We start from the raw sequence: 21,251 nt of genomic DNA, 5'->3' as shown, positions 1-21,251 counted from the left end.
GTCACGGCTGCGCTGAGTGCCGTGCCACGACGGGCTGAGGCGTCAGCCCCTTGGCCGCCAGCCAGTCGGCATTGAACAGGCGCCCTGCGTACAGGTCGCCGCGGTCGCACAGCAGGGTGACGATGGTGTGGCCCGGCCCCATCTCGCGGGCCAGCCAGGCCGCCGCCGCCACATTGATGCCGGACGAGCCGCCCACCCATAAGCCTTCCTCGCGCAGCAGCCGGTAAGCCATGTCGACGCAGGTCTGGTCGTCGATCCGGACCGCATCGTCGATCGGGGTGTCCGCCAGGTTGGCGGTGACGCGGCTGGAGCCGATCCCCTCGGTGATGGAGTTGCCCTTGGCCTTGACCTCGCGGTGCTTGACGAAGTGATATAACCCGCTGCCGTGCGGATCGGCCAGCACGATGCGCACGGGCGGGTTGCGCTCCTTCTCCTTCAGGAAACGCGCGACGCCGGCCAGCGTCCCACCAGTGCCGGTGGCACACACAAAGGCATCGACCTTGCCGGCGGTGTCGTGCCAGATTTCCGGGCCGGTGGTTTCGTAGTGCGCCTGGCGGTTGGCCAGGTTGTCGAACTGGTTTGCCCAGATGGCGTTTTCCGTCTCCTGGGCCAGGCGCCCGGCCACCTTCTGGTAGTTGTTGGGGTCCGCGTAGGGCGCCGCGGGCACCGGGCGCACCTCGGCGCCGAGCAGGCGCAGGCGGTCCATCTTTTCCGGGGACTGGGTGTCGGGGATCACCACGATGCAGCGGTAGCCGCGCGCGGCGCAGAGATGCGCCAGGCCGATGCCGGTATTGCCGGCGGTGCCTTCCACCACGGTCCCGCCGGGCTTGAGCGCGCCGCGCCGCTCGGCGTCGCGGAGGATGTAGAGCGCCGCCCGGTCCTTGACCGAGCCGCCCGGATTCAGGAACTCAGCCTTGCCGAGGATTTCGCAGCCGGTCTCCTCGCTCAGGCCTGCCAGCCGGATCAGCGGTGTATGGCCGATGGTGCCGACGAACCCATCCTTGACGTCCATGATGCACTCCGGGTGTTGCGCTCCGGATGTGTTGGAGCGTCACTCAACGTGATAGATCTGCGTCGGGGGAATGACAAGGCGTGCCGGAAAACCGGCATGGCGGACGGGTTCGGCTTCGGCTGGAAAAGCGGATTTTGCGCGACTTTGGGATAGCGGCGCCAGGGTGGCCGTCAGGCGGCGTTCAGCCACCGGAAATTGATGTCGCCCTCAAGAAACTCCTGTCGGGTGGCGTGAAAGTCACGCACGTATTCGCTGTTGAGGTGCGATTCCAGCGCATGCCTGGAATTCCACTCCATATAGAGCACAAACACCTCGGCATCCTCGGCATCTTCTCCCACGTGGTAGCGCAGGCAGCCGGGTTCCATGGCGCCGCGCAGGCGCAGCGCGGTCAGCTTGGCAACCAGGACTTCACGGCGGTGAGCCTTGGCTCGCGCAATTCCGACAAGCGTGTACGTTGTGGACATGGTGTGAACGGCAAGCGTGTGGCGCGCCATTGTAGCCGTGCGGCGGGGCCCTGGGCTGAATGTCCGAGGGCGTTGGCCGGATAATTTAGACGGGTTGACAAGTCTCCGCCTGGGCGATAGTGGTGCGGCCAGCGGCCCCGGCAGGGGCCGGCTGGCATGCCATCGCGCCGGCTAGTCCAGCCGTGCCTGCCGTGTGATGACCTGCCCGTTGCGTGCCCCGCTATGCGTGCCGTGCTGCCAGGTAATGGCGCCGTTGACGATCACGGTGTCGATCCCTTCGGCCGGGCGGGTAGGGGTTTCGTAGCTGGCGGCATCGCGCACGTTCTCGGCATCGAAGACGACGATATCGGCATGGTGGCCCACCGCCAGCGTGCCGCGCTGATGCAGGCCGAAGTTGCGCGCCGTCAGCCCGGTCATCTTCCAGACCGCCGTTTCGAGCGGGAACAGCCCGATCTCGCGGCAATAGTGGCCGAGTACGCGCGGAAAGGTGCCCCACAGGCGCGGATGCGGGCTTTCGCCAACGGGAATGCCGTCGGAGCCGATCATGGTGTCGTCGAAGGCGAGGATGCGCTGGACGTCGTTCTCGTCCATCAGGAAGTAGACCGCGCTGCCGGGCTGCAGGCGGCGCGCCGCCTCGTCCTTGGCCACGCCCCATTCCCTGGCGATGTCGTCGAGATCGCGGCCCGCGCATTCGGGGTGCGGCTGGCTGGCGGAGATCAGCACCCGGCCTTCGAGCATGCCGCGGTCGGTGCGGATCATGGTCGAGCCGGCCGTGTACGGGTAGCAGTCGAGCGAGACGCACTGGTGCTTCATGGTTTCACGGATGAAGGGCAGCGTGACCTGGCTCCTGCCGAAGTTCGCCGTGTTCTGCACCTTGTGGTGCGACACCACCACCGGCACGTCGAGCTCGCGGCCGATGCGGAAGGTTTCTTCCAGCGACTGCATGACATGGTCAGACTCGTCGCGCATATGCGTCACGTACAGCGCCTTGCGCGCGCTGAGCGGCCGGCAGACCTCGATGATCTCCTCGGTCGTCGCCTTGGCGGCGGGCGGGTAGAAGGTGCCGGTCGACAGGCCGATGGCGCCGGCCTGCATGGCTTCCTCGACCAGTGCCCGCATGGCGGCAATCTCTTCGGCGTTGGCGGGCCGGTCGAGCGCGGGCATGGTGACCGCGCGCAAGGTCGAATGCCCGACCATCGCCGCCACGTTGACCGAGCTTGGCGTGGCGCGCAGCGCATCAAGGTAAGCCGCGAAGGTGGTGAAGCGGCCCTCGGCCGGCGAGTCGATCAGGCTTAGCGGCATGGGCAGGTCCATGTCGGGGCGCAACGGGGCGGCGCTGATGCCGCAGTTGCCGGCGATCACGGTGGTGACGCCCTGCGAGATCTTGAAGGGCATGGTGGCCTGTGACAGCACGGCCTGGTCGTCATGTGTGTGCGCATCGATGAAGCCGGGGGCGACGATCTGGCCCGCCGCGTCCAGCGTCCGGTCGGCGGTGTGCCCGGTCAGGTTGCCGATCGCCGCGATGCGGCCGCCGCGCACGCCGATATCGGCGGCAAAACGGGGTGCCTTGCTGCCGTCGATCACGGTGCCGCCAGCGATCAGCAGGTCGTAGTGCGTGGAATCAGGGTCGGACATCGGGTTCCTTTTGTTGGTTTGCAGCGGGTCGGTCAGCGGGTCAGCGCAAGTGGCAGGCCACCTGATGCTCACCGCCGGCGGAGGGCCGTTCGGTGAGCGCGGGCGCCTGTTCCTTGCATACGGCTTGCGCCAGCGGGCAGCGCGTGTGAAAGCGGCAGCCCGACGGCGGGTTGGCCGGGCTCGGCGGGTCGCCTTGCAGCAGCAGGCGCCGGGCCGGCGTGCGCGGATTGGGCACTGGCACTGCGGACAGCAGGATCTCCGTGTACGGGTGGCGCGGCGCGCTGAACAAGGTGTCGCGGTCGGCCAGCTCCACGATCTGGCCGAGGTACATCACAGCGACCCGGTGGCTGATATGGCGCACCACGGCAAGATCGTGCGCGACGAACAGGTAGGCGATGCCGAGTTCGGCCTGCAGGTCCATCAGCAGGTTGACCACCTGGGCCTGCACCGAGACGTCGAGCGCCGACACCGGTTCGTCGCAGACGATCAGCTTGGGGTTGAGCGCGAGCGCGCGCGCGATGCCCAGCCGCTGCCGCTGGCCGCCCGAGAATTCGTGCGGGAATTTCCTGGCCGCCTCCGGGCGCAGCCCGACCTTGCTGAACAGCCACTGCACGCGTTCGCTGCGCTCGGCACGCGAATGCATGCCGAAATTGCGCAGCGGCTCGCTGACGATCTCGCCGGCCCTCAGGCGCGGGCTTAGCGAAGCGTAGGGGTCCTGGAAGATGATCTGCAGATCCCGCCGGCGCAGGCGCATGGCGTTTGCCGACAGGCCCAGCAGCTCCTCACCATCGAGCTGCACCGAGCCGGAGGTGGGCTCGACCAGGCGCAGCACCGACTTGGCGGTGGTGGTCTTGCCGCAGCCGGATTCGCCAACCAGCGAGAGCGTCTCGCCGCGCTCGACGGTGAAGGACACGCCGTCCACCGCCTGGATGGGCGGCTTGCGCGGTGCCAGCCAGCGCTGCGGCGCGATGTAGTGCTTCTTGAGCCGGTCGACCTTGAGCAGGGGTAAAGGCTGGGCAGTGGGGGTGCTCATGCAATGGCTTCCTGGGCTGGCTGGTTGCATTCGATGCGGCCTTCCTCGATCGCGAAGCAGGCCACCGCATGGTCTGTGCCGTGGCGCGTGAGTTGGGGGATCTCGCGCGCGCAACGCGTGTCGGCATGCGGGCAGCGCGCCGCGAACGCGCAGCCGCGGCGCGCTTCCTGCGGCGATGGCACCAGCCCGGGGATTTCGGCCAGGCGCTGGCTGCTGGTGTTCATCGAGGGCATCGAGGCCATCAGCGCGCGGGTGTAGGGGTGCAGCGGGCGGTCGAACAGGTCGATGACGCTGGCTTCCTCGACCTTGCGCCCGGCGTACATCACGATCACGCGGTCGCAGCTCTCCGCCACCACGCCGAGGTCGTGCGTGATCATCACGACCCCCATGCCTAGTTCTTTCTGCAAGCGGCGGATCAGGTCCAGGATCTGGGCCTGGATGGTGACGTCGAGCGCGGTGGTGGGCTCGTCGGCAATCAGCACCTCCGGGTTGCAGGCCAGCGCCAGCGCGATCATCACGCGCTGGCGCATGCCGCCGGAGAGCTGGTGCGGGTATTCGTTGACGCGGCGCTCGGGCTCGGGGATCTGCACCAGCCGCAGCATTTCCACCGCGCGCTTCAGCGCATCGGCACGGCTTGCGCCTTGGTGCAGCTGCACCGTCTCGGCAATCTGCCGGCCGATCGTGAGCACCGGGTTCAGCGAGGTCATCGGTTCCTGGAAGATCATCGAGACACGGTTGCCGCGGATGCGGCGCATCTCGCGTTCGCTGAGTTGCAGCAGGTCGGTGCCGCGCAGCCGCACGGCGCCGCGGATGCGTGCCGGCGGCGTGGGCAGCAGCCGCATGATCGATAGCGCGGTCACGCTCTTGCCGCAGCCGGACTCGCCGACCACGCCAAGCGTCTGGCCGGCGCGCACGGTGTACGACACGCCGTTGACCGAGCGGGCCGGGCCGGTGAGCGTGTCGAAATGGGTGTGCAGGTCGTCCACCTCGAGTAGCGGCTCCCCGGTGGCCAGGGCGACGCGGGACATTGTTGTCGGCATTGGTGAACCCCTCATCAGAGTTGCCGCGCCAGGCGCGGATCGAGCGCGTCTCGCAAGCCGTCACCCAGCAGGTTGATCGCCAGCACGGTCGCGGCCAGCAGGATGCCGGGGTAAAGGATGATATGGAACGCCACCGCCACGAAGTTGCGGCCCTCGGCCATCATGTTGCCCCAGCTCGGTGTCTGCCCGGGCACGCCGACGCCGAGAAAGGACAGGGCCGCTTCCGTCAGCACGGCGGCGGCGGCCACGAAGGTCGCCTGCACGATCAGCGGCGCCACCATATTGGGCACCACATGGCGCGCCAGGATCACCGGCAGGCGGGTGCCCACCGCATGCGCGGCCTCGACGTAGAGCTGCTCGCGCAGCGTGAGCGCCAGCGAGCGCACCAGCCTCACCACGCGCGGGACCTCGGGGATGGTGATGGCAACGATCACGGCCGTGAGGCTGGCCTGCGTGACGGCCATCAGCGCGATCGCCAGCAAGATGCCGGGGATGGCCATCAAGCCGTCCATCACGCGCATCACGAAGGAATCGGTCCAGCGCACGAAGCCCGCGGCGAGGCCGAGCAGCACGCCGAAACCGGTTGCCAGCAGGCCGACCGAAAGCCCGACGACCATCGAGACGCGACCGCCCCAGACCGCGCGGCTGAACACATCGCGGCCCAGCGCATCGGTGCCGAACCAGTGCTCGGCCGAGGGCGGCTGCATGCGCGCCAGCGGATCGATATCCTGGGGATCGAAGGTGGCGATCCAGGGCGCGCCGATGGAAAGCGCGGCAATCGCGGCCAGCAACAGCGCGCCGACGATCAGCGTGGGGTGCTTGCGCGCCCAGTGCCAGCGCGGCAGCACGAAGGGGGCTTCCTGCGGCGCCGCCGCGCTGGGGGCGGCGCCATCGGTCACGGGCATGGAGGTGGACATGGTGGCAGCTCTCGCGGCAAGGATGGGGTTGGTACCGGATGTCAGTACTTGATGCGCGGATCGAACAGCCGGTAGCTCAGGTCGATCATCAGGTTGATCAGCACGTAGACGCCGGCCGAGATCAACAGCACGCTCTGGATCACCGGGTAATCGTGGCGCTGCACCGAGTCGACCACCAGGCGGCCGACGCCGGGAATCGCGAACACGGTCTCGGTGACGACCACGCCGCCGATCAGCAGCGCGATGCCCATGCCGATGGTGGTGGCGATCGGGATTGCCGCGTTGCGCAGCGCATGGCCCAGCACCGGCAGCACGCCCAGGCCTTTGGCGCGCGCAGTGCGGATGTAGTCCTCGTGCAGCACCTCAAGCACGGTGGCGCGCGTCATGCGCGTCACCAGCGCGATATAGACCAGCGCCAGGTTGACGCAGGGCAGGACCAGGCTGCGCAGCCATTCGCCCATGCCGTCGGCCAGGCGCGCATAACCCTGCACCGGAAACCATGGCAGCTGGATGGCGAAGGCATAGACCAGCAGGTAGCCCACCAGGAACACCGGCAGCGAAAACGCCAGCACCGCGAACAGCATCACCAGCCGGTCGATCCAGCTGCCGGCGCGGTAGGCCGCAAGCGTGCCCAGCGGCACCGCGACCAGCAAGGTCAGCAACATGGTCAGCGCGGCAATGGAGGCCGTGGGTTCCAGCCGCTGCGCCAGCAACCGGGCCACCGGCACCTGGGTGAAGATGGAGGTGCCGAGGTCGCCGGTGGCGAGCCGCCCGAGCCACAGCACGAACTGCCGCCACAGCGGCAGGTCCAGGCCCAGCGCGCCACGCAGTCTGGCGATGTCGTCGACCGTGGCAAGGTCGCCCGCGATCAGTGCAGCCGGGTCGCCCGGCGACAAGTGGATCAGCAGGAACACCACGATGGCGACCACCGCCATCACGGGTAGCGTCGCGGCCAGGCGTCGGAGCAGGTAGCCCATCGTCGTGTCTCCTCGGTGGGTCGTTCTTCGTTTTTCGTTCGTCGTTCGTTGCTTTTTACTTGTCGAGCATCCAGACCGTGGGCATGCCAGCCCACAGCTTGTCGACGCCCTTGAGGCTGGCGCGCGCCGCGAAGGCCGCGGAGTACTGGCCGGCATTCACATAGGGCACTGCCTCATAGGCGCGCTTCTGGAAGGCATCGAGCAATTCCTTGCGCTTGGCCGGTACGGTCTCGCGGATCCAGGCGGTGCGTAGCGCATCGAGCGGCTTGTCGCAGGGCCAGCCCGGCAGGCTGTTGCCGCAGGCGGCGCTGAGGTAGGCGTTGGTGATCGGCGAATTCGAATCGAACTCGCCCGCCACCGTCACGTACATGCTCCAGCCGCCGGCCTCGGGCGCATCGCGCTTGGCGCGGCGCGCGCCAATGGATGCCCAGTCCATGTTCTGCATGTCCACGTTCATGCCCATGCTGCGCATGGTCTGCGCTGCCATCAAGGCCTCGGCGTTGAGCTGGGGCACGTCGGTCGGCACCAGCAGCACCACCTTCTCGCCCTTGTAGCCGGCCGCGCCGAGCAACTGCTTGGCGCGCGCCAGGTCGGCCTTGCGGTATGGCTCGGCGCCGGCCGTCGTATCGTTGGGGCCGCCGCAGATGAAATAGGTGGCGCAGTAGTTCATGCGCATATCCAGTGGATAGCCCATGGCCGCGGTGAAGCGTTCCTGGCTTACCGCCTGCAAGAAAGCCTGGCGGACCTTCGGGTTATTGAAGGGCGGATGGAGCTGGTTCATCACCAGCACGCCCTGGTAAGCGCCGCCCGAGCCGATCTTGATGCTGGCGTCGGCGCGCAGCGGGGCGATGTAGTCCGGCGGCACCTGCTCGACCAGGTCGACCTCGCCGCGCTTGAGCGCCGCGATGGCGCTGTTGGCGTCCGGCAGGTAGAGCCATTCCACGCGGTCGAACTGGCTCTTCTTGCTGCCGGCGAGACCGCTCGCCGGTTCGCTGCGCGCCACGTAGTTCGGGTTGCGCACGAAGACCGCCTTGTTGCCGGGTACCCATTCGTCGCGCTTGAAGATGAAGGGGCCGGAGCCCATCACCTCGGGCAGCGGCATGGTGGCGGGCATCCTGGCCAGGCGCTCGGGCAGGATCACCGGCGGAAAGCCCGATGGCTTGGCCAGTGCATCGAGCACCATGCCAAAGGGCTCCTTGAGTGTGAGCGTGAAACTGCGGGCGTCGAGCGCCTTCCATTCGGCGCCAGCGTCGCCCATGGCGCGGCCCAGGCTGTCGCGCGCGCCCCAGCGCTGCAGCGATGCGACGGCGTCGGCCGCGGTGACCGCGCTGCCATCCGAGAACTTGAGGCCGGGGCGCAGGGTGAAGCTCCACTGCTTGCCGTCCTTGGCACTGCTGTACTTTTCCACCATCTGCGGTTGCGGCTTGCCGCTCGCGTCCTGCGCGAACAGCGTGTCGTAGACCATGTAGCCGAAGTTGCGCGTGATGTAGGCGGTGGTGAAGGTCGGGTCGAGGATCTTCAGGTCGGCATGGGCCACGACCTTGAGCGTCTTGGTCTGCGCCAGCGCGGGAAGGCTGGCGCTGGCCAGGGCAAGGGCGCTCGCCGCGAGGGCGGCGCGCAGGGCGGGATTCAGTTTCATGGGCGGGTCTCCTTTCTTGTTGTCGTTGTTTTGGTTGTGGCCGTTGCGAACCGGCGCGCGGCGCTCAGGCCGCCGCTGCGTCGAGCGGCCACTTGGGCCGCCGCACCTTGCGGTAGGGCAGGGTCGTGAGGTCGAGCGTCACTGCGCCGGGGGCGCCCGCGTAGATCACGTGGCTGGCCACCTTCGAGAACGAGGCGTAGAAATGCTGCGAGGACTTCACCACGATGATCTTCTTGCGCGCGAGGTCGCAGCCCAGTTGCGTGAACAGATCCGTGCCCATCGCCTGGTTGCGCAAGGTAATCAGCACGATGTCGATGCCGTTGGCTTCCACCAGCGCGCAATCGCCCATCTGCATCGGCGTGTCCGACAGGCCGGTCATCACCATATCGGGCAGCAAGGCCTTGATTGTGCAGTCCAGGTCCAGCGGATCACCCGAGAGCGGGCTGATCTTGCCGCCGATGCGCATCGCCAGGCGCGCGCCCACACCGGCGTCAAAGGCGATGCGCACCGCGATCGGGTCCCACAACGGGCCGACGGCGGCGTTGGCGATGCCGCGCTCGATCATGCGGCGCAGGATAAAGGTGGAGTCGCTCGCCGCGCCGCCCCCGGGATTGTCGGCGCCGTCTGCCAGCACCACCGGGCCGCCGTCGAAGGCCAGGGCCTCGTCGAGCGAGGTGTCGATGTCCGGATAGCGCACCGTGAGCGCCTCGCGCATGCCGATCAGCTCGTCGGCCAGATGGCGGGCCAGCGCATCGGCCTGGGCCTGGTTGCCATCGGTGTAGACCAGCACCTTGGTGCCCATGCCGGGCACGTCTCCCCACGAGAAGCCGTGCGCGATGGAGATCGACAGTACGCCGTCGCGGCCTTCCAGTGACTGGATGCGGTCCACGAATCCGCGCGCCGGCTCGCGCGAGGTATGAATGGTCACGATCATCTCGCAGTCGACCACGGCAGCCACGGGGCGGACCTTGCCTTGCACCTTGGCTGCACACAGGTCGACCAGTTCCAGGGCGCGCTCCAGCACGTCGGTGTGCGGGTATTCCTTGAAGGCGATCAGCACGTCGGCGTGCGCCACCATCTCCGGCGTCAGGTGGCTGTGCGGATCGAGTTCCGCGCCGATCACCACCTCCGGCCCGACGATGGCGCGCACGCGCTGCAGCAAGTCGCCTTCGCAGTCGTCGTAGCCATCGGCCACCATCGCGCCGTGCAGGCCTAGCAGCACCATGTCAACGGGCAGCGCCGCGCGCAGGTCGGCCAGCAGCTCCTCGCGCAAGGTTTCGTAGGCATGGCGCGTGGTGGTGCCGCTGGGCTGCGCGCCGGCCACCATGCCTTCGGACAACTGCCAGCCGCGCTCCTTGCCGCGTAGGCGGGCGGCCCACAGCGGGCCGGAGAAGAACGTCATCTGCTCTGGGTGCTGGCCGGCCGGGAAGTAGCCGCGGTCCCTGAAGGACGCGAGGCCAGTCGGCATCGGCCCGAAGGTGTTGGTTTCGGTGGCGAGGGAGGCACTGAAGACACGCACGATGATCAACTCCTGGTCAATTTGGCGATTGGCGATTGGCGATTGGCGATTGGCGATTGGCGATTGGCGATTGGCGATCTGGGGAGGGGTAAACGCGATTCAGGTCGGGCCAGCCAGGCGGCGCAGCCGCGCGGGCCCCAGCATCTCGGCCGTCAGGCCGAACGATGCGGGATGCGCGGGCACGGGCAAGCCGCGCGCAAGCGCGGCGCAGGTTTCGCCCATGGCGGCCGAAGTCTGGATGCCATAGCCGCCCTGGCCGGCGACCCAGAAGAAGCCGGGTGCCGCGTCGTCAAAGCCGCCGACCAGGTCGCCGTCGGCGACGAAGGAGCGCAGCCCGGCCCAGGTGCGGGTGGGGCGGCGGATCGACAGCGAGGTGGCTTCCTCGATCCGGTGGATGGCGAGCGCGATATCCATTTCCTCGGGCTGGATGTCCTGCGGCTCGACCGGATCGGCATTGGCCGGCGAGCCCAGCAACATGCCGGCATCGGGCTTGAAGTACCAGTCCTCGTCGGCGCCGAAGACCATGGGCCAGTGGTCCGTGTCCATGTCCGCGGGCGGCGCGAAGATGAACGCGGAACGGCGGCGGGGCTCGATTCCCAGCGGCTGCACGCCGGCCAGCCGCGCAATGGCGTCGACCCAGGCGCCGGCGGCGTTGAGCAGCACGGGCGCTTCATATACCGCCCCGCCCGCCTCCACGCGCCAGTGGCCCTGCACGCGCGCAATGGCGCTGGCTTCGGCATCGCACACCAGCTTGCCGCCGGCCTGGCGCATGCCGCGCAGATAGCCTTGGTGGATGGCATGCACATCCATGTCCGCGGCGTTGGGCTCGTACACGGCGCCCAGCACCTGTTCAGGCCGCAGCGCCGGCACGCGCTCGCGTGCTTGCTCGGCGCTCAGGCGGCGCGCATCGGGGTCCATGGCGCGCAGCATTTCCCAGTGCGCGTCGAGCAGCGGCAGTTGTCCGGGGCCGGCGATCATGAGCGCGCCGCGCGGGGTGAGCAGCGGATGCGCGGCAAAGCCCGGCGGCGGGTCCTGCAGGAAAGCGCGGCTTGCCATGGTCAGCGCGCGTACCTGCTGGGTGCCATAGCTCTCCATGAAGAGTGCCGCCGAGCGGCCGGTCGAGTGATAGCCAGGCTGGGCCTCGCGCTCGAGCACGATGACGCGGCCATGCGGCGCGAGCCAGTGCGCGACGGACGCGCCGGCAATGCCACCCCCGATGACAAGGTAGTCGGCTGAGATCGTCGAAGCAGCGTGAGTTGTGCGCATGATGGTGGTGGGACTGAGCGCGCGCGAGGGGCGCTGGTGCTTTGGAATGCGAGTGAGTGTATTCAAGAATTTGCGAATATGCAAATTGCGGATACGCAAATTTCGCACTAAAGTGAGCGGCATGGGATGTACCCGGCTGCGCCGTCTGATAGCATCCGCTCCAACGGAAAAAAGGACGCAGGCTTGAAAACACACATCGCCCCGGGGCGCGGCAGCGACGATAGCGACGAGTCGCGCACGCTCGACCGCGAGACCTTTGGCAAGCGTCTGCGCAGTGCGCGCAAGGCTTTTGGCTGGACGCTGGCACATCTGGCCGAGCTGTCAGGCGTGTCGATCACCACCATCTCGCGCGCCGAGCGCGGGCAGCTGGCATTGGGCTATGAGAATTTTGCCGCGCTGGGCAAGGCGCTGCAGATGGACATGGGCTCGATGTTCGCGGGCGCCGGCGCGAAGACTGCGCCATTCCAGGGGCCCGTCGTGACGCGGGCCGGAGAGGGCGTGACCTATCGGGGTGTGTCGTTTTCCTATGAATTCCTCGGCACCGAGGCGGTGGGAAAGCAGATGATTCCGGTGGTCAGCACCGTGCACGCGCGCCGTATCGCGGGGCCCGAGGATTTCGCGCGCCATCCCGGGGAGGAGTTCGTGTACGTACTCTCCGGCGAGATCGAGGTGCATTTCGACAGCGGCGAACGGGTGCGTCTGGCGCGCGGCGATTCGCTCTACTTCGATGCCCGCATGGGCCACGCCTACATCAGCCTCAGCCGCCAGCTCGCGCGGATCGTCGGCGTGATGACCAGCGAAAGCCGCTTCATGAAGTCCGCCCAGGCCGGGGAGACGGACGCCGCGCCGAAACCTGCCGCCAAGCGGCCGCGGGGTAAGGGCTGAAGGGTTGAAGGATTGAAGGGTTGAAGCCCTAAAGTATTTCGTCTCCTTGCCGTTAAGCGGCCACGCCTTATTCAATCTGTACGCGAGGAGCTGGCATGCTGAAACGGATCAAGACCCAACAGCTTCAAGTCGGAATGTTCGTGGCCAGGGTGGGGGGGCCATGGCTGGAGCATCCCTTCTGGCGCTCCCGGTTCCTGGTGAGCAGCCGGGAACAGATCGACCAGATGATCGCCTCCAAGGTCGAGGAGGTCTGGATCGATCTGCTCAAAGGCAAGGGGGTACCGCCGCCCGTGCAACTGGCGGCGTCGGGGTCCTTGAGCGTGAAGCCCGTGGCCGACGAGCCGGCCGGCGCCGTGCCGCAGTCGGGAGTGCCGCTGGAGGTGGAGTTCGGCCTGGCCCGGGAGGTGATGAAAAACGGCAAGGCGGTGGTAGGGTCGATGTTCACGAATGCCCGCATGGGCCGGGCGCTGGAGGTGGAGGGTGCCCTGATGCTGGTCGATTCCGTATCGAATTCGCTGACCCGCCATTCGCAGGCCCTGATCGCGCTGGCGCGGCTCAAGGTGCGCGACGATTACACCTATCTGCATTCTTTCGCGGTCTGCGCGCTGATGATCGCGCTCGGCCGCACCCTTGGCCTGGACAGTGCCGCAGTGCAGCAGCTCGGGCTGGCGGGCCTGGTGCACGATATCGGCAAGATTTCCGTGCCCACGCACGTGCTGCACAAGCAGGGCGAGATGACCGCCGCCGAAGTCGCGATGGTGCAGCGCCATCCTTCGGTGGGCTACCGCGTCCTCAACGAGGCCAAGCTCTACAGCAATATTCCCCTCGATGTCTGCATGCACCACCACGAGCGCATTGACGGGCGCGGCTACCCGTTTGGCCTGCATGGCAACGAGATCAGCGTGCACGCCAAGATCGCCGCGGTGTGCAACGCCTATGACTCCCTGACCTCCAACCGGCCCGGGCACCAGGCGTGGACGCCAGCGCGGGCGCTGGAGTATATGGCGGTGCGTGTGGATACGCTGTTCGATCGTACCGTGTTCCAGGCCTTCACCCGGTCCATTGGCATCTATCCGCTGGGCACGGTGCTGCGCTTGCGTTCCGGACGGCTGGCGGTGGTCTTCGCGCAGAACGACAACGAGCCGCTGCGCCCGCAGGTCAAGGTGTTCTACTCGGTGAGCGAGGCCGCCCACCTCGGCCCGCAGACGCTCGATCTGCGCGAGACGGAGGACACCGTGGTCGGGTTCGAGGATCCGGCGCAATGGGGCTTTCGCGACGAGCAGTTGCTGGAGCTCTGCGCGGCTTGATCCCGGCCTCGGTGCGGCAATGCCATGCTGGCGTTTGTTACAGCGGTATGCCGCTCGCGCAAATGAAAACCGGCGCCATCGGCGCCGGTTTTCCCGTCACGGCAAGCCCAAGTCCACTTACTGGATCTTGGCCTTGTCCTTGAGCGACTTCATCATGGCCTGGAACTGCTCGCGCTGCCAGTTCTGGTCGCCCATCAGCATCTGCACCAGCTGCGGCTTGACTTCCTCGAACGTCGGGATCTTGGCGTCGCGGGTGTCGTCGAGCTGGATGATGTGCCAGCCGAACTGGGTCTTGACCGGGGTTTCAGTCATCTGGCCCTTCTTCAGCGCGGTCATGGCGGCCGAGAATTCCGGCACGTAGCTGCTGCTGTTGGCCCAGTCGAGGTCGCCGCCGTTGGCTGCGGAGCCCGGGTCCTTGGACGAGGCCTTGGCCATGTCTTCGAACTTGGCGCCGGCCTTGATCTTGGCGATGATGGCGCGCGCGTCGGCCTCCTTCTCGACCAGGATGTGGCGGGCGTGGTATTCCTTGCCGCTGCCGAACTGGGACTTGATCTTGTCGTACTGCTTGCGCAGTTCGTCGTCGCTGGCGCCGTGGGTCTTGACGTAGTCCTCGAACACGGCACCGGCCAGCACGTTCAGCTTGGCTTGTTCCAGTTGTTCCTGCAGGTCGTCGCGCTGGGTCAGGCCGCGCTTGTTGGCTTCCTGCAGCAGCAGCTCACGGTCGATCAGCATGGTGCGGGCACGGTCGCGCAGTTCTGCGCTGGGAGGCTGTCCGGTGCCGGCTACGAGCTTGTCCAGCTTGGCCGAGGGGATCGCCTTGCCATTCACGACGGCGGCGTTCTGGGCGAGGGCGGGCAAGCTGCCAGCGGCAAGCACAGCCGCCAGGCTGAACGAGAGGACTGTGGTCTTCATGGAATCAGATCTGAGAGTTGCTCGAGGAATCGCGGGAGGTTTCGCGGGATTCAAGTTCTTGGTCAGTCAGCGCGGTCACCGCCAGCGCGTGGATTTGCGCGGGGAATAGATCGCGCAGCGCATCATACACCATGCGATGGCGCGCCACCCGGGTGCTGCCGGCAAATTGCGCGCTGACGATGGTGACGTGGTAATGCCCGCCACCGGAGGCGGCGCCGGCGTGGCCGGCGTGCAGCGCGCTGTCGTCGCGTACTTCGATGCTGGAGGGCGAAAGGGCTGCGCGCAGCAGGGCTTCGATTTGTGCGGGTTCTGCGGCCATCGGTGAATGCGTATCCTGGTGGGGCCCGGCCGGAGCCGGGAGATCAATCGAGGCAGGCGCGGCGGGCAGGGCCCGCCGGGGCGCTTACTCGGGGGTGTTTTCCTGCATGTGGCGGGACAGCCAGACGCTTTGTGCCAGGATGAACACCAGCATCAGGCCCATGCTGCCGAACAGCTTGAAGTTGACCCAGGCGTCGGTGGAGAACTGGTAGGCCACATAGAGGTTGACCACGCCCATCACGGCGAAGAAAGCGGCCCAGGCGGCGTTGAGCTTGCTCCAGGCGGCTTCCGGCATGGTGACCTGCTTGCCCAGCATGGCGCGGATCAGGTTCTTGCGCCAGATCAGCGCCGAGAGGGTCAGCGTGGCGGCAAACAGCCAGTACAGCACGGTGGGCTTCCACTTGATGAAGGTCTCGTTGTGCAGCAGCAGCGTGGCGCCGCCGAACACCGAGATGATCGCCAGGCTGACCCACTGCATCGGCTCGACCTTGCGGTGGCGCAGCCAGACCCAGCCGATCTGCACCACGGTGGCGGCAATAGCCACGCCGGTGGCGGCATAGATGCCAGCGAACTTGAAGGCGACGAAGAACAGGATGACCGGAAACAGGTCGAACAGGAATTTCATGCGAACAGGATTGAGCGACGCAAGGTCGAAGGCTTGGTTGGCGGCGAACCGCCGCGCGGGCGGTTCGGGCTTAGCGCGGCGTGTCGGGCGATGTCGGCGCGGCGTCACCCGCGTTGAGCTCGGCGGGGTCGCGCTGGTCGAATTTTAGCGCAGCCGAGTTGATGCAGTAGCGCAAACCGGTGGGCGCGGGGCCATCTTCGAAAACGTGGCCAAGGTGGCTGCCGCATTCCTTGCAGCGAACCTCCACCCGGACCATGCCGTGCGTGTGGTCGGTGTGCTCGTCGATCACCTCGCCGTTGATCGGGCGGAAGTAGCTCGGCCAGCCGCAACCGGCGTCGAACTTGGTGCTGGCTTCGAACAGCGGCGTGCCGCAGCCGACACAACGATAGGTGCCGCGCTCCCAGTGATCCCAGTAGCGGCCGGTGAAGGGCCGCTCGGTGGCGGCTTCGCGGGCAACACGGTACTCGATGTCGGAGAGTTGCTCGCGCCACTCGGCTTCGGTCTTGTGCGTGGTCATAATCGGCTTTCCTTTTTCGTTGGCCGGGAGACTTGGCCGGCGCACAACTTGTTGCGCAGCCCGCGCTTCGTCACCCAAGGCCGGTTGGTCGTTTCTTGCCTGTCAAACCTTACAGTGCTTGCAGTGGCGCCGCGCCTTCACGACGAGCAGCTCACTTCCAGCCCGGCCGCCCAGTCTGGCGGCAGCGCGGCATAGCCCTCTGCCTCCGGCTGCTCGTCGAACGGGCGCGACAACACGGCCAGCAAGCGGTCCACCTCGCTGAAGTCGTTCTCGCGCGCGCGCTGGATGGCGGTTTCGGCCAGGTGGTTGCGCAGCACGTACTTCGGGTTGACCGCCAGCATGGCCACGGCGCGCACGGCGTCAACGGAGTTCTCGGCACGCAGGCGGGCGCGGTAAGCCTCGGCCCAGGCATCCCACGCCGCGCGGTCCAGGAACAGGTCACGCACCGGGGCATCCTGGCTGCCATCGGCGCAGGAGATGCGGGCGAGGTTGCGCCAAAACAAGGTGTAGTCCACACGCTGGGCATGCAGCAGCTGGAACAGGTCGGTCAGCAGCGGCTCGTCGTCGGCATCGGGGCCGCCCGTCGGGCGCAGGCCAAGCTTGTCGCGGTATTGCAGGAAGAAGGCTGCGGCATAGCGTTCGCGGAACGGATCCAGCGCCGCGCGCGCGGCTTCCACTGCGGCGTCGGTGGCCGCTTTGCTGATTTCGGCGTCGGCCTTGCCATCGCCCTCTCGCCACAGCGGCATCAGGGCCTGGGCCAGGCAGTGCAGGTTCCAGAACGCAACCTGCGGCTGCTGGCTGTAGGCATAGCGGCCTTGCGAATCGGAATGGTTGCAGATGTGGTTGGCGTCGAACGCATCGAGGAAGCCAAACGGGCCGTAGTCGATGGTCAGCCCGAGGATCGACATATTGTCGGTGTTCATCACGCCATGGCAGAAGCCCACGGCCTGCCACCTGGCCATCAGGTCGGCGGTGCGCAGGGAGACTTCACGCAGCAGGGCCTGGTAGGGCTGCTTGTCGTCGCGGCACTCGGGCATGAAGCGGTCGATCACGAAATCCGCCAGCTGGCGCAGCGAACCGAGGTCCTCGCGGGCCGCGAAATGCTCGAAATGGCCAAAGCGGATAAAGGACGGCGCCAGGCGCGTCACCACGGAGGCGGTCTCGATCGTCTCGCGGCGCACCGGGGCATCCGATCCGATGATGCACATGGCGCGCGTGGTGGGCACGCCCAGCGCCTGCATCGCCTCGGAGCACAGGTATTCCCGGATCGAGGAGCGCAGCACGGCGCGGCCATCGGCCATGCGCGAGTAGGGCGTCATGCCGGCGCCCTTGAGCTGGATTTCCCAGGGGCCGGAGGCGGTGCGCGCCTCGGCCAGGCGTATCGCCCGGCCGTCGCCCAACTGGCCCGCCCAGACCCCGAACTGATGGCCGGAGTACACGCTGGCGAGGGGGTCGGCCCACTCGGGCACGTGATTTCCTGCAAAAGTTTCGATGAAGCTACGCTGCGTTGCGGCATCCGCATCCCAGCCCAGCAACCCGGCTGCGGAGGCTGATACGCTGACCAGCCTGGGGGAGGGTAGCGGCGTCGGCGCGAGCCGTGTAAAGAAGCGCGGGCCGAGCTCGGCAAAGCCAGGCACGGCAGTGAACGGCGCCCGCGGCTCGGCAGCATTCAATGGGGCGGGGCCGGCGGCGTCTGGCAAGGCTTGGGGGGCGTCGGTTGGCTCGGAAGAGTTCACTGGGGCATCACTATGGGTGGCTGGGCGGTGCAGCGCCGGCATGTCGGATTTCGCGCAAGTGCGCTTGCAGGCTAGGGAAAACGACATGTTGAGGTGCAACATGGCTGGCGTTATTGTACTTCCACGCCGTCATTCGCATCTCTGACCGCCGTTGTCGCCACGATGTTTCCGGATATCCCTTGAATCCTGCCCCTGGTGCACCGCCATGGGGCAGGGGTGCAGCCCGCCGGCCTCCCGGATATGGCGCTGCACAACGGATTCCCGTTGACGTTTCATCAATGGATGGCAACAATCGGCCCAAAAATAGAACGGTTGTTCGTTTTTTTGACGGATTTCGAAAATTACAGGAGACTATTCCATGGCATTGATGGGTCAAATGATGAGCGAGCCCCTGCTCATTTCCTCCATCATCAAGCACGCCGCACGCCACTATGGCGGCACGGAAATCGTCTCGCGACGGACCGAAGGCGATCTGCACCGTTATACCTACCGCGATTGCGAGCTGCGCGCGCGCAAGCTGGCCCAGGCCATCGCCGCGCTGGGCGTGCAGTCGGGCGACCGTGTCGGCACGCTGGCCTGGAATGGCTATCGTCACCTGGAGATCTACTACGGCGTATCGGGCTCGGGAGCGGTATGCCATACCGTCAACCCGCGCCTGTTCCCAGAGCAGGTCGCCTACATCATCAACCATGCCGAAGACCAGTACGTGTTCTTCGACGCCACCTTCCTGCCGCTGGTCGAAGGCGTCGCGGCGCACTGCCCGGGCGTGAAGGGCTGGGTGATGATGAGCGACCGCTCGCACATGCCGGCACAGGCCAAGGTGCCGCTGCTGTGCTACGAGGACCTGATCGACGCGCAGGACGGCAACTACACGTGGCCGCAGTTCGATGAGAACACGGCCTCCAGCCTTTGCTACACCTCCGGCACCACCGGCAACCCCAAGGGCGCGCTGTATTCGCATCGCTCCACCGTGCTGCACTCCTACGCATCGGCGCTGCCGGACGCGCTGGGCTGTTCGGCGCGTGACGTGATCCTGCCCGTGGTGCCGATGTTCCACGTCAACGCCTGGGGCCTGCCGTATTCGGTGCCGCTGGTGGGCGCCAAGCTGGTGCTGCCGGGCGCCAAGCTCGACGGCGCCTCGCTTTACGAGTTGTTCGAGCAGGAGAAGGTGACCTTCTCGGCCGGCGTGCCCACGGTATGGCTGGGCCTGCTGCAGTATGTGCAGGCCAACAATCTCAAGTTCTCCACCTTCCATCGCACCGTGATCGGCGGCTCGGCGGCGCCGCCGGCCATGATCCGGGCGCTCAAGGCGCTCGGCGTGGAGACCATTCATGCCTGGGGCATGACGGAGATGTCCCCGCTGGGGACTTCCTGCAAGCTGCTGGCGCGCCACAACGACCTGCCGGAAGACGAACAGCAGAAGATCCAGGAAAAGCAGGGCCGCGTGATCTACGGCGTGGACATGAAGATCGTCGACGGCGACGGCAACGAGCTGCCCTGGGATGGCAAGGCGTTCGGCGACCTGCACGTGCGCGGCCCCTGGGTGATCGAGCACTACTACCGCAACGACGCGTCGCCACTGGTGGATGGCTGGTTCCCCACGGGCGACGTGGCCACCATCGACCCCGACGGCTACATGCAGATCACCGACCGCAGCAAGGACGTGATCAAGTCCGGCGGCGAGTGGATCTCCTCGATTGATATCGAGAACGTGGCGGCCGCCCACCCGGCGGTGCATATGGCGGCCTGCATTTCCTGCTATCACCCCAAGTGGGACGAGCGCCCGCTGCTGGTGGTGATGAAAAAGCCCGGCGCCGAGGTGACGCGCGAGGAATTGCTGACGTACTTCGAGGGCAAGGTCGCCAAATGGTGGATTCCCGACGACGTTGCCTTTGTCACCGAGATTCCGCTCACCGCTACCGGCAAGATGCAGAAACTCAAGCTGCGCGAGCAGTTCAAGGACTACCGCCTGCCGGCAGCCTGACCCCAAGGCGGCCATAGAGCCGCCAATGCTTGCCGGCCGTTGATGCCGGCGACTGCAGGACAGGTTTGCGGCGCGCGCGGTCTTGGGAGAGAGCGCCGCCGCGAATCGGGATCAACCACAGCCAACAATAAGACAGAAGGAGACAAGCATGATCAGATTGCGTCCGCTCGTGGCCGCCACGGCCATTTTCGCGGCAATGGGTTCCGGGGTTGCGGCTGCCGATACGGTGAAGATCGCCTTTATCGACCCGCTGTCCGGCCTGATGGCGCCGGTGGGGCAGAACCAGCTGAAGAGCTGGCAGTTCGTCGCGGACATCGCCAACCAGAAGAACTGGGGGGGCGGGAACAAGTTTGAAGTGGTTGGCTTTGACAACAAGCTCTCGCCACAGGAAAGCCTGACCATCCTCAAGCAGGCGGTGGACCAGGGTATCCGCTATATCGTGCAGGGCAACGGTTCCTCCGTGGGCCTGGCGCTGGAAGACGCGGTGGCCAAGCATAATGAGCGCAATCCGGGCAAGGAGATCATCTACCTGAACTACGCCGCGGTGGACCCGGACATGACCAATAGCAAGTGCAACTACTGGCATTTCCGGCTCGACGCCAACTCCGACATGAAGATGGAGGCGCTGACCACCTTCCTGGCCAAGGATCCCAACGTCAAGAAGGTCTACCTGATCAACCAGAACTACTCCTTCGGCCACCAGGTGGCGCGCGCCGCCAAGGACTACCTGAAGCGCAAGCGTCCGGACATCCAGATCGTCGGCGACGACCTGCACCCGCTGGCCCAGGTCAAGGACTTTGCCCCGTACGCGGCCAAGATCAAGGCCTCCGGCGCAGACACCGTGATCACCGGCAACTGGGGCAGCGACCTGGCCCTGCTGATCAAGGCCGGCAAGGACGCGGGCCTGACCACCAACTACTACACCTACTACGGCGCCACCACCGGCGTGCCGACCGCCATGGGACCGACGGAAGCCGGACGTGTCAAGTACGTCGGCTACTACAACCCCAACAACAAGGGCTTCAAGGGCGGCGATGTCATCGAAGGCTTCAAGAAGAAGTACAACGACGACTTCTACGTGATGGCCGCCTACACCGGCATCGCCATGCTGGGCAAGGCGTTCACGGACACCAAGTCGACCGATCCGGTCAAGGTGGCCAAGGCGCTCGAAGGCATGAAGGCCGAGAGCCTGAACGGTACGGTGGAGATGCGCGGCTCGGACCACCAGGCCCAGCAATCGCTCGTGGTGGCTACCTGGACCAAGGTTGACGGCAAGGAGATCAAGTTCGACCAGGAAAACACCGGCTTTGGCTGGAAGACCGATGCGCTGTTGGACCAGTATGTGGCAGCGCAGCCGACTTCCTGCCAGATGAAGCGCCCGGGCTAAGCCCGCGCGCGGCGGATGGCGCGGCCAGTTCCAGCGCGCCACCTGATCCTGCATACTTCGGTCGGCCCGGCGCGGTGC

At 66.5% G+C, this 21,251-nt stretch carries 19 protein-coding genes; 4 read left to right on the top strand and 15 right to left on the bottom strand.

The annotated features are described in order from the left end of the window. Window position 1: 1 nt before the first annotated feature. The 10 genes from F7R26_RS09565 to F7R26_RS09520 all read right to left on the bottom strand — a co-directional run bounded on the left by F7R26_RS09565 (window position 2) and on the right by F7R26_RS09520 (window position 11,502). Window positions 2-1,012 (bottom strand): cysteine synthase A, encoded by a 1,011-nt coding sequence (locus F7R26_RS09565; RefSeq protein WP_150990263.1) that lies wholly within the window; start codon window positions 1,010-1,012, stop codon window positions 2-4. A 170-nt stretch (window positions 1,013-1,182) separates the two neighbouring features. Next, complete coding sequence (locus F7R26_RS09560) at window positions 1,183-1,476, bottom strand: putative quinol monooxygenase (RefSeq protein ID WP_150990265.1); 294 nt, start codon at window positions 1,474-1,476, stop codon at window positions 1,183-1,185. Window positions 1,477-1,647: 171 nt separating this feature from the next. Next, complete coding sequence (locus F7R26_RS09555) at window positions 1,648-3,111, bottom strand: N-acyl-D-amino-acid deacylase family protein (RefSeq protein WP_150990267.1); 1,464 nt, start codon at window positions 3,109-3,111, stop codon at window positions 1,648-1,650. Window positions 3,112-3,151: 40 nt separating this feature from the next. Beyond that, window positions 3,152-4,144: an ABC transporter ATP-binding protein gene (locus tag F7R26_RS09550; protein ID WP_150990269.1), complete on the bottom strand. Its 993-nt coding sequence runs from the start codon at window positions 4,142-4,144 to the stop codon at window positions 3,152-3,154. Then, window positions 4,141-5,184, bottom strand: a complete 1,044-nt coding sequence (locus F7R26_RS09545) for an ABC transporter ATP-binding protein (protein WP_150990271.1) — start codon at window positions 5,182-5,184, stop codon at window positions 4,141-4,143. The genes F7R26_RS09550 and F7R26_RS09545 overlap by 4 nt, the downstream gene beginning before the upstream one ends. Window positions 5,185-5,198: 14 nt before the next feature. Further along, window positions 5,199-6,101 carry an ABC transporter permease gene (locus tag F7R26_RS09540; RefSeq protein ID WP_150990273.1) on the bottom strand — a complete coding sequence of 301 codons (903 nt, stop codon included), beginning with the start codon at window positions 6,099-6,101 and terminating at the stop codon, window positions 5,199-5,201. Between the two features lie 41 nt (window positions 6,102-6,142). Then, complete coding sequence (locus tag F7R26_RS09535) at window positions 6,143-7,078, bottom strand: ABC transporter permease (protein WP_150990275.1); 936 nt, start codon at window positions 7,076-7,078, stop codon at window positions 6,143-6,145. A 55-nt stretch (window positions 7,079-7,133) separates the two neighbouring features. Further along, window positions 7,134-8,717: an ABC transporter substrate-binding protein gene (locus F7R26_RS09530; protein ID WP_150990277.1), complete on the bottom strand. Its 1,584-nt coding sequence runs from the start codon at window positions 8,715-8,717 to the stop codon at window positions 7,134-7,136. A 64-nt stretch (window positions 8,718-8,781) separates the two neighbouring features. After that, a complete protein-coding gene (locus F7R26_RS09525) occupies window positions 8,782-10,236 on the bottom strand; it encodes a M81 family metallopeptidase (protein WP_150990279.1) in 1,455 nt (484 codons plus the stop codon). 99 nt (window positions 10,237-10,335) lie between these two features. Further along, the gene (locus F7R26_RS09520; protein WP_150990389.1) at window positions 10,336-11,502 is read right to left on the bottom strand and encodes an NAD(P)/FAD-dependent oxidoreductase; all 1,167 of its coding nucleotides are present in this window, start codon (window positions 11,500-11,502) and stop codon (window positions 10,336-10,338) included. A 183-nt stretch (window positions 11,503-11,685) separates the two neighbouring features. Between F7R26_RS09520 and F7R26_RS09515 the strand changes: the two genes are divergently transcribed. Both F7R26_RS09515 and F7R26_RS09510 read left to right on the top strand, forming a co-directional pair. Beyond that, complete coding sequence (locus F7R26_RS09515) at window positions 11,686-12,387, top strand: helix-turn-helix domain-containing protein (RefSeq protein ID WP_150990281.1); 702 nt, start codon at window positions 11,686-11,688, stop codon at window positions 12,385-12,387. Window positions 12,388-12,482: 95 nt separating this feature from the next. Continuing rightward, the gene (locus F7R26_RS09510) at window positions 12,483-13,694 is read left to right on the top strand and encodes an HD-GYP domain-containing protein (protein WP_150990283.1); all 1,212 of its coding nucleotides are present in this window, start codon (window positions 12,483-12,485) and stop codon (window positions 13,692-13,694) included. 117 nt (window positions 13,695-13,811) lie between these two features. Here F7R26_RS09510 and F7R26_RS09505 read toward each other — a convergent pair whose 3' ends face one another. The 5 genes from F7R26_RS09505 to F7R26_RS09485 form a co-directional block, all read right to left on the bottom strand. Continuing rightward, the gene (locus F7R26_RS09505; protein ID WP_150990285.1) at window positions 13,812-14,606 is read right to left on the bottom strand and encodes a peptidylprolyl isomerase; all 795 of its coding nucleotides are present in this window, start codon (window positions 14,604-14,606) and stop codon (window positions 13,812-13,814) included. A gap of 4 nt (window positions 14,607-14,610) precedes the next feature. Beyond that, a complete protein-coding gene (locus F7R26_RS09500; RefSeq protein WP_150990287.1) occupies window positions 14,611-14,925 on the bottom strand; it encodes a BolA family protein in 315 nt (104 codons plus the stop codon). Between the two features lie 84 nt (window positions 14,926-15,009). Next, a complete protein-coding gene (locus F7R26_RS09495) occupies window positions 15,010-15,549 on the bottom strand; it encodes a septation protein A (protein ID WP_150990289.1) in 540 nt (179 codons plus the stop codon). Between the two features lie 70 nt (window positions 15,550-15,619). Then, window positions 15,620-16,066, bottom strand: a complete 447-nt coding sequence (gene msrB, locus F7R26_RS09490) for a peptide-methionine (R)-S-oxide reductase MsrB (protein WP_006160696.1) — start codon at window positions 16,064-16,066, stop codon at window positions 15,620-15,622. Window positions 16,067-16,203: 137 nt separating this feature from the next. After that, a complete protein-coding gene (locus F7R26_RS09485; RefSeq protein WP_150990392.1) occupies window positions 16,204-17,844 on the bottom strand; it encodes a protein adenylyltransferase SelO in 1,641 nt (546 codons plus the stop codon). Window positions 17,845-18,160: 316 nt separating this feature from the next. Between F7R26_RS09485 and F7R26_RS09480 the strand changes: the two genes are divergently transcribed. Both F7R26_RS09480 and F7R26_RS09475 read left to right on the top strand, forming a co-directional pair. Continuing rightward, window positions 18,161-19,786 (top strand): 3-(methylthio)propionyl-CoA ligase, encoded by a 1,626-nt coding sequence (locus tag F7R26_RS09480; protein WP_150990291.1) that lies wholly within the window; start codon window positions 18,161-18,163, stop codon window positions 19,784-19,786. A 148-nt stretch (window positions 19,787-19,934) separates the two neighbouring features. Continuing rightward, entirely contained in the window at window positions 19,935-21,173 is a 1,239-nt protein-coding gene (locus F7R26_RS09475) for a branched-chain amino acid ABC transporter substrate-binding protein (protein ID WP_150990294.1), read from the top strand. The last annotated feature ends 78 nt before the right edge of the window (window positions 21,174-21,251 follow it).

The organism is Cupriavidus basilensis (genome assembly GCF_008801925.2).
GTDB lineage: Bacteria > Pseudomonadota > Gammaproteobacteria > Burkholderiales > Burkholderiaceae > Cupriavidus > Cupriavidus basilensis.
Note: the sequence above shows the minus strand (reverse complement) of the source record. Positions and strands in the feature narration are given on the sequence as shown.

What these genes read in the sequence shown, in the direction of transcription:
- msrB (WP_006160696.1), bottom strand. Translation starts at nt 16,066, where the DNA reads ATGACCACGCACAAGACCGAAGCCGAGTGGCGCGAGCAACTCTCCGAC.
- F7R26_RS09475 (WP_150990294.1), top strand. Translation starts at nt 19,935, where the DNA reads ATGATCAGATTGCGTCCGCTCGTGGCCGCCACGGCCATTTTCGCGGCA.
- F7R26_RS09550 (WP_150990269.1), bottom strand. Translation starts at nt 4,144, where the DNA reads ATGAGCACCCCCACTGCCCAGCCTTTACCCCTGCTCAAGGTCGACCGG.
- F7R26_RS09500 (WP_150990287.1), bottom strand. Translation starts at nt 14,925, where the DNA reads ATGGCCGCAGAACCCGCACAAATCGAAGCCCTGCTGCGCGCAGCCCTT.
- F7R26_RS09560 (WP_150990265.1), bottom strand. Translation starts at nt 1,476, where the DNA reads ATGTCCACAACGTACACGCTTGTCGGAATTGCGCGAGCCAAGGCTCAC.
- F7R26_RS09530 (WP_150990277.1), bottom strand. Translation starts at nt 8,717, where the DNA reads ATGAAACTGAATCCCGCCCTGCGCGCCGCCCTCGCGGCGAGCGCCCTT.
- F7R26_RS09565 (WP_150990263.1), bottom strand. Translation starts at nt 1,012, where the DNA reads ATGGACGTCAAGGATGGGTTCGTCGGCACCATCGGCCATACACCGCTG.
- F7R26_RS09510 (WP_150990283.1), top strand. Translation starts at nt 12,483, where the DNA reads ATGCTGAAACGGATCAAGACCCAACAGCTTCAAGTCGGAATGTTCGTG.
- F7R26_RS09480 (WP_150990291.1), top strand. Translation starts at nt 18,161, where the DNA reads ATGGCATTGATGGGTCAAATGATGAGCGAGCCCCTGCTCATTTCCTCC.
- F7R26_RS09485 (WP_150990392.1), bottom strand. Translation starts at nt 17,844, where the DNA reads ATGCCGGCGCTGCACCGCCCAGCCACCCATAGTGATGCCCCAGTGAAC.
- F7R26_RS09535 (WP_150990275.1), bottom strand. Translation starts at nt 7,078, where the DNA reads ATGGGCTACCTGCTCCGACGCCTGGCCGCGACGCTACCCGTGATGGCG.
- F7R26_RS09520 (WP_150990389.1), bottom strand. Translation starts at nt 11,502, where the DNA reads ATGCGCACAACTCACGCTGCTTCGACGATCTCAGCCGACTACCTTGTC.
- F7R26_RS09555 (WP_150990267.1), bottom strand. Translation starts at nt 3,111, where the DNA reads ATGTCCGACCCTGATTCCACGCACTACGACCTGCTGATCGCTGGCGGC.
- F7R26_RS09545 (WP_150990271.1), bottom strand. Translation starts at nt 5,184, where the DNA reads ATGCCGACAACAATGTCCCGCGTCGCCCTGGCCACCGGGGAGCCGCTA.
- F7R26_RS09540 (WP_150990273.1), bottom strand. Translation starts at nt 6,101, where the DNA reads ATGTCCACCTCCATGCCCGTGACCGATGGCGCCGCCCCCAGCGCGGCG.
- F7R26_RS09495 (WP_150990289.1), bottom strand. Translation starts at nt 15,549, where the DNA reads ATGAAATTCCTGTTCGACCTGTTTCCGGTCATCCTGTTCTTCGTCGCC.
- F7R26_RS09505 (WP_150990285.1), bottom strand. Translation starts at nt 14,606, where the DNA reads ATGAAGACCACAGTCCTCTCGTTCAGCCTGGCGGCTGTGCTTGCCGCT.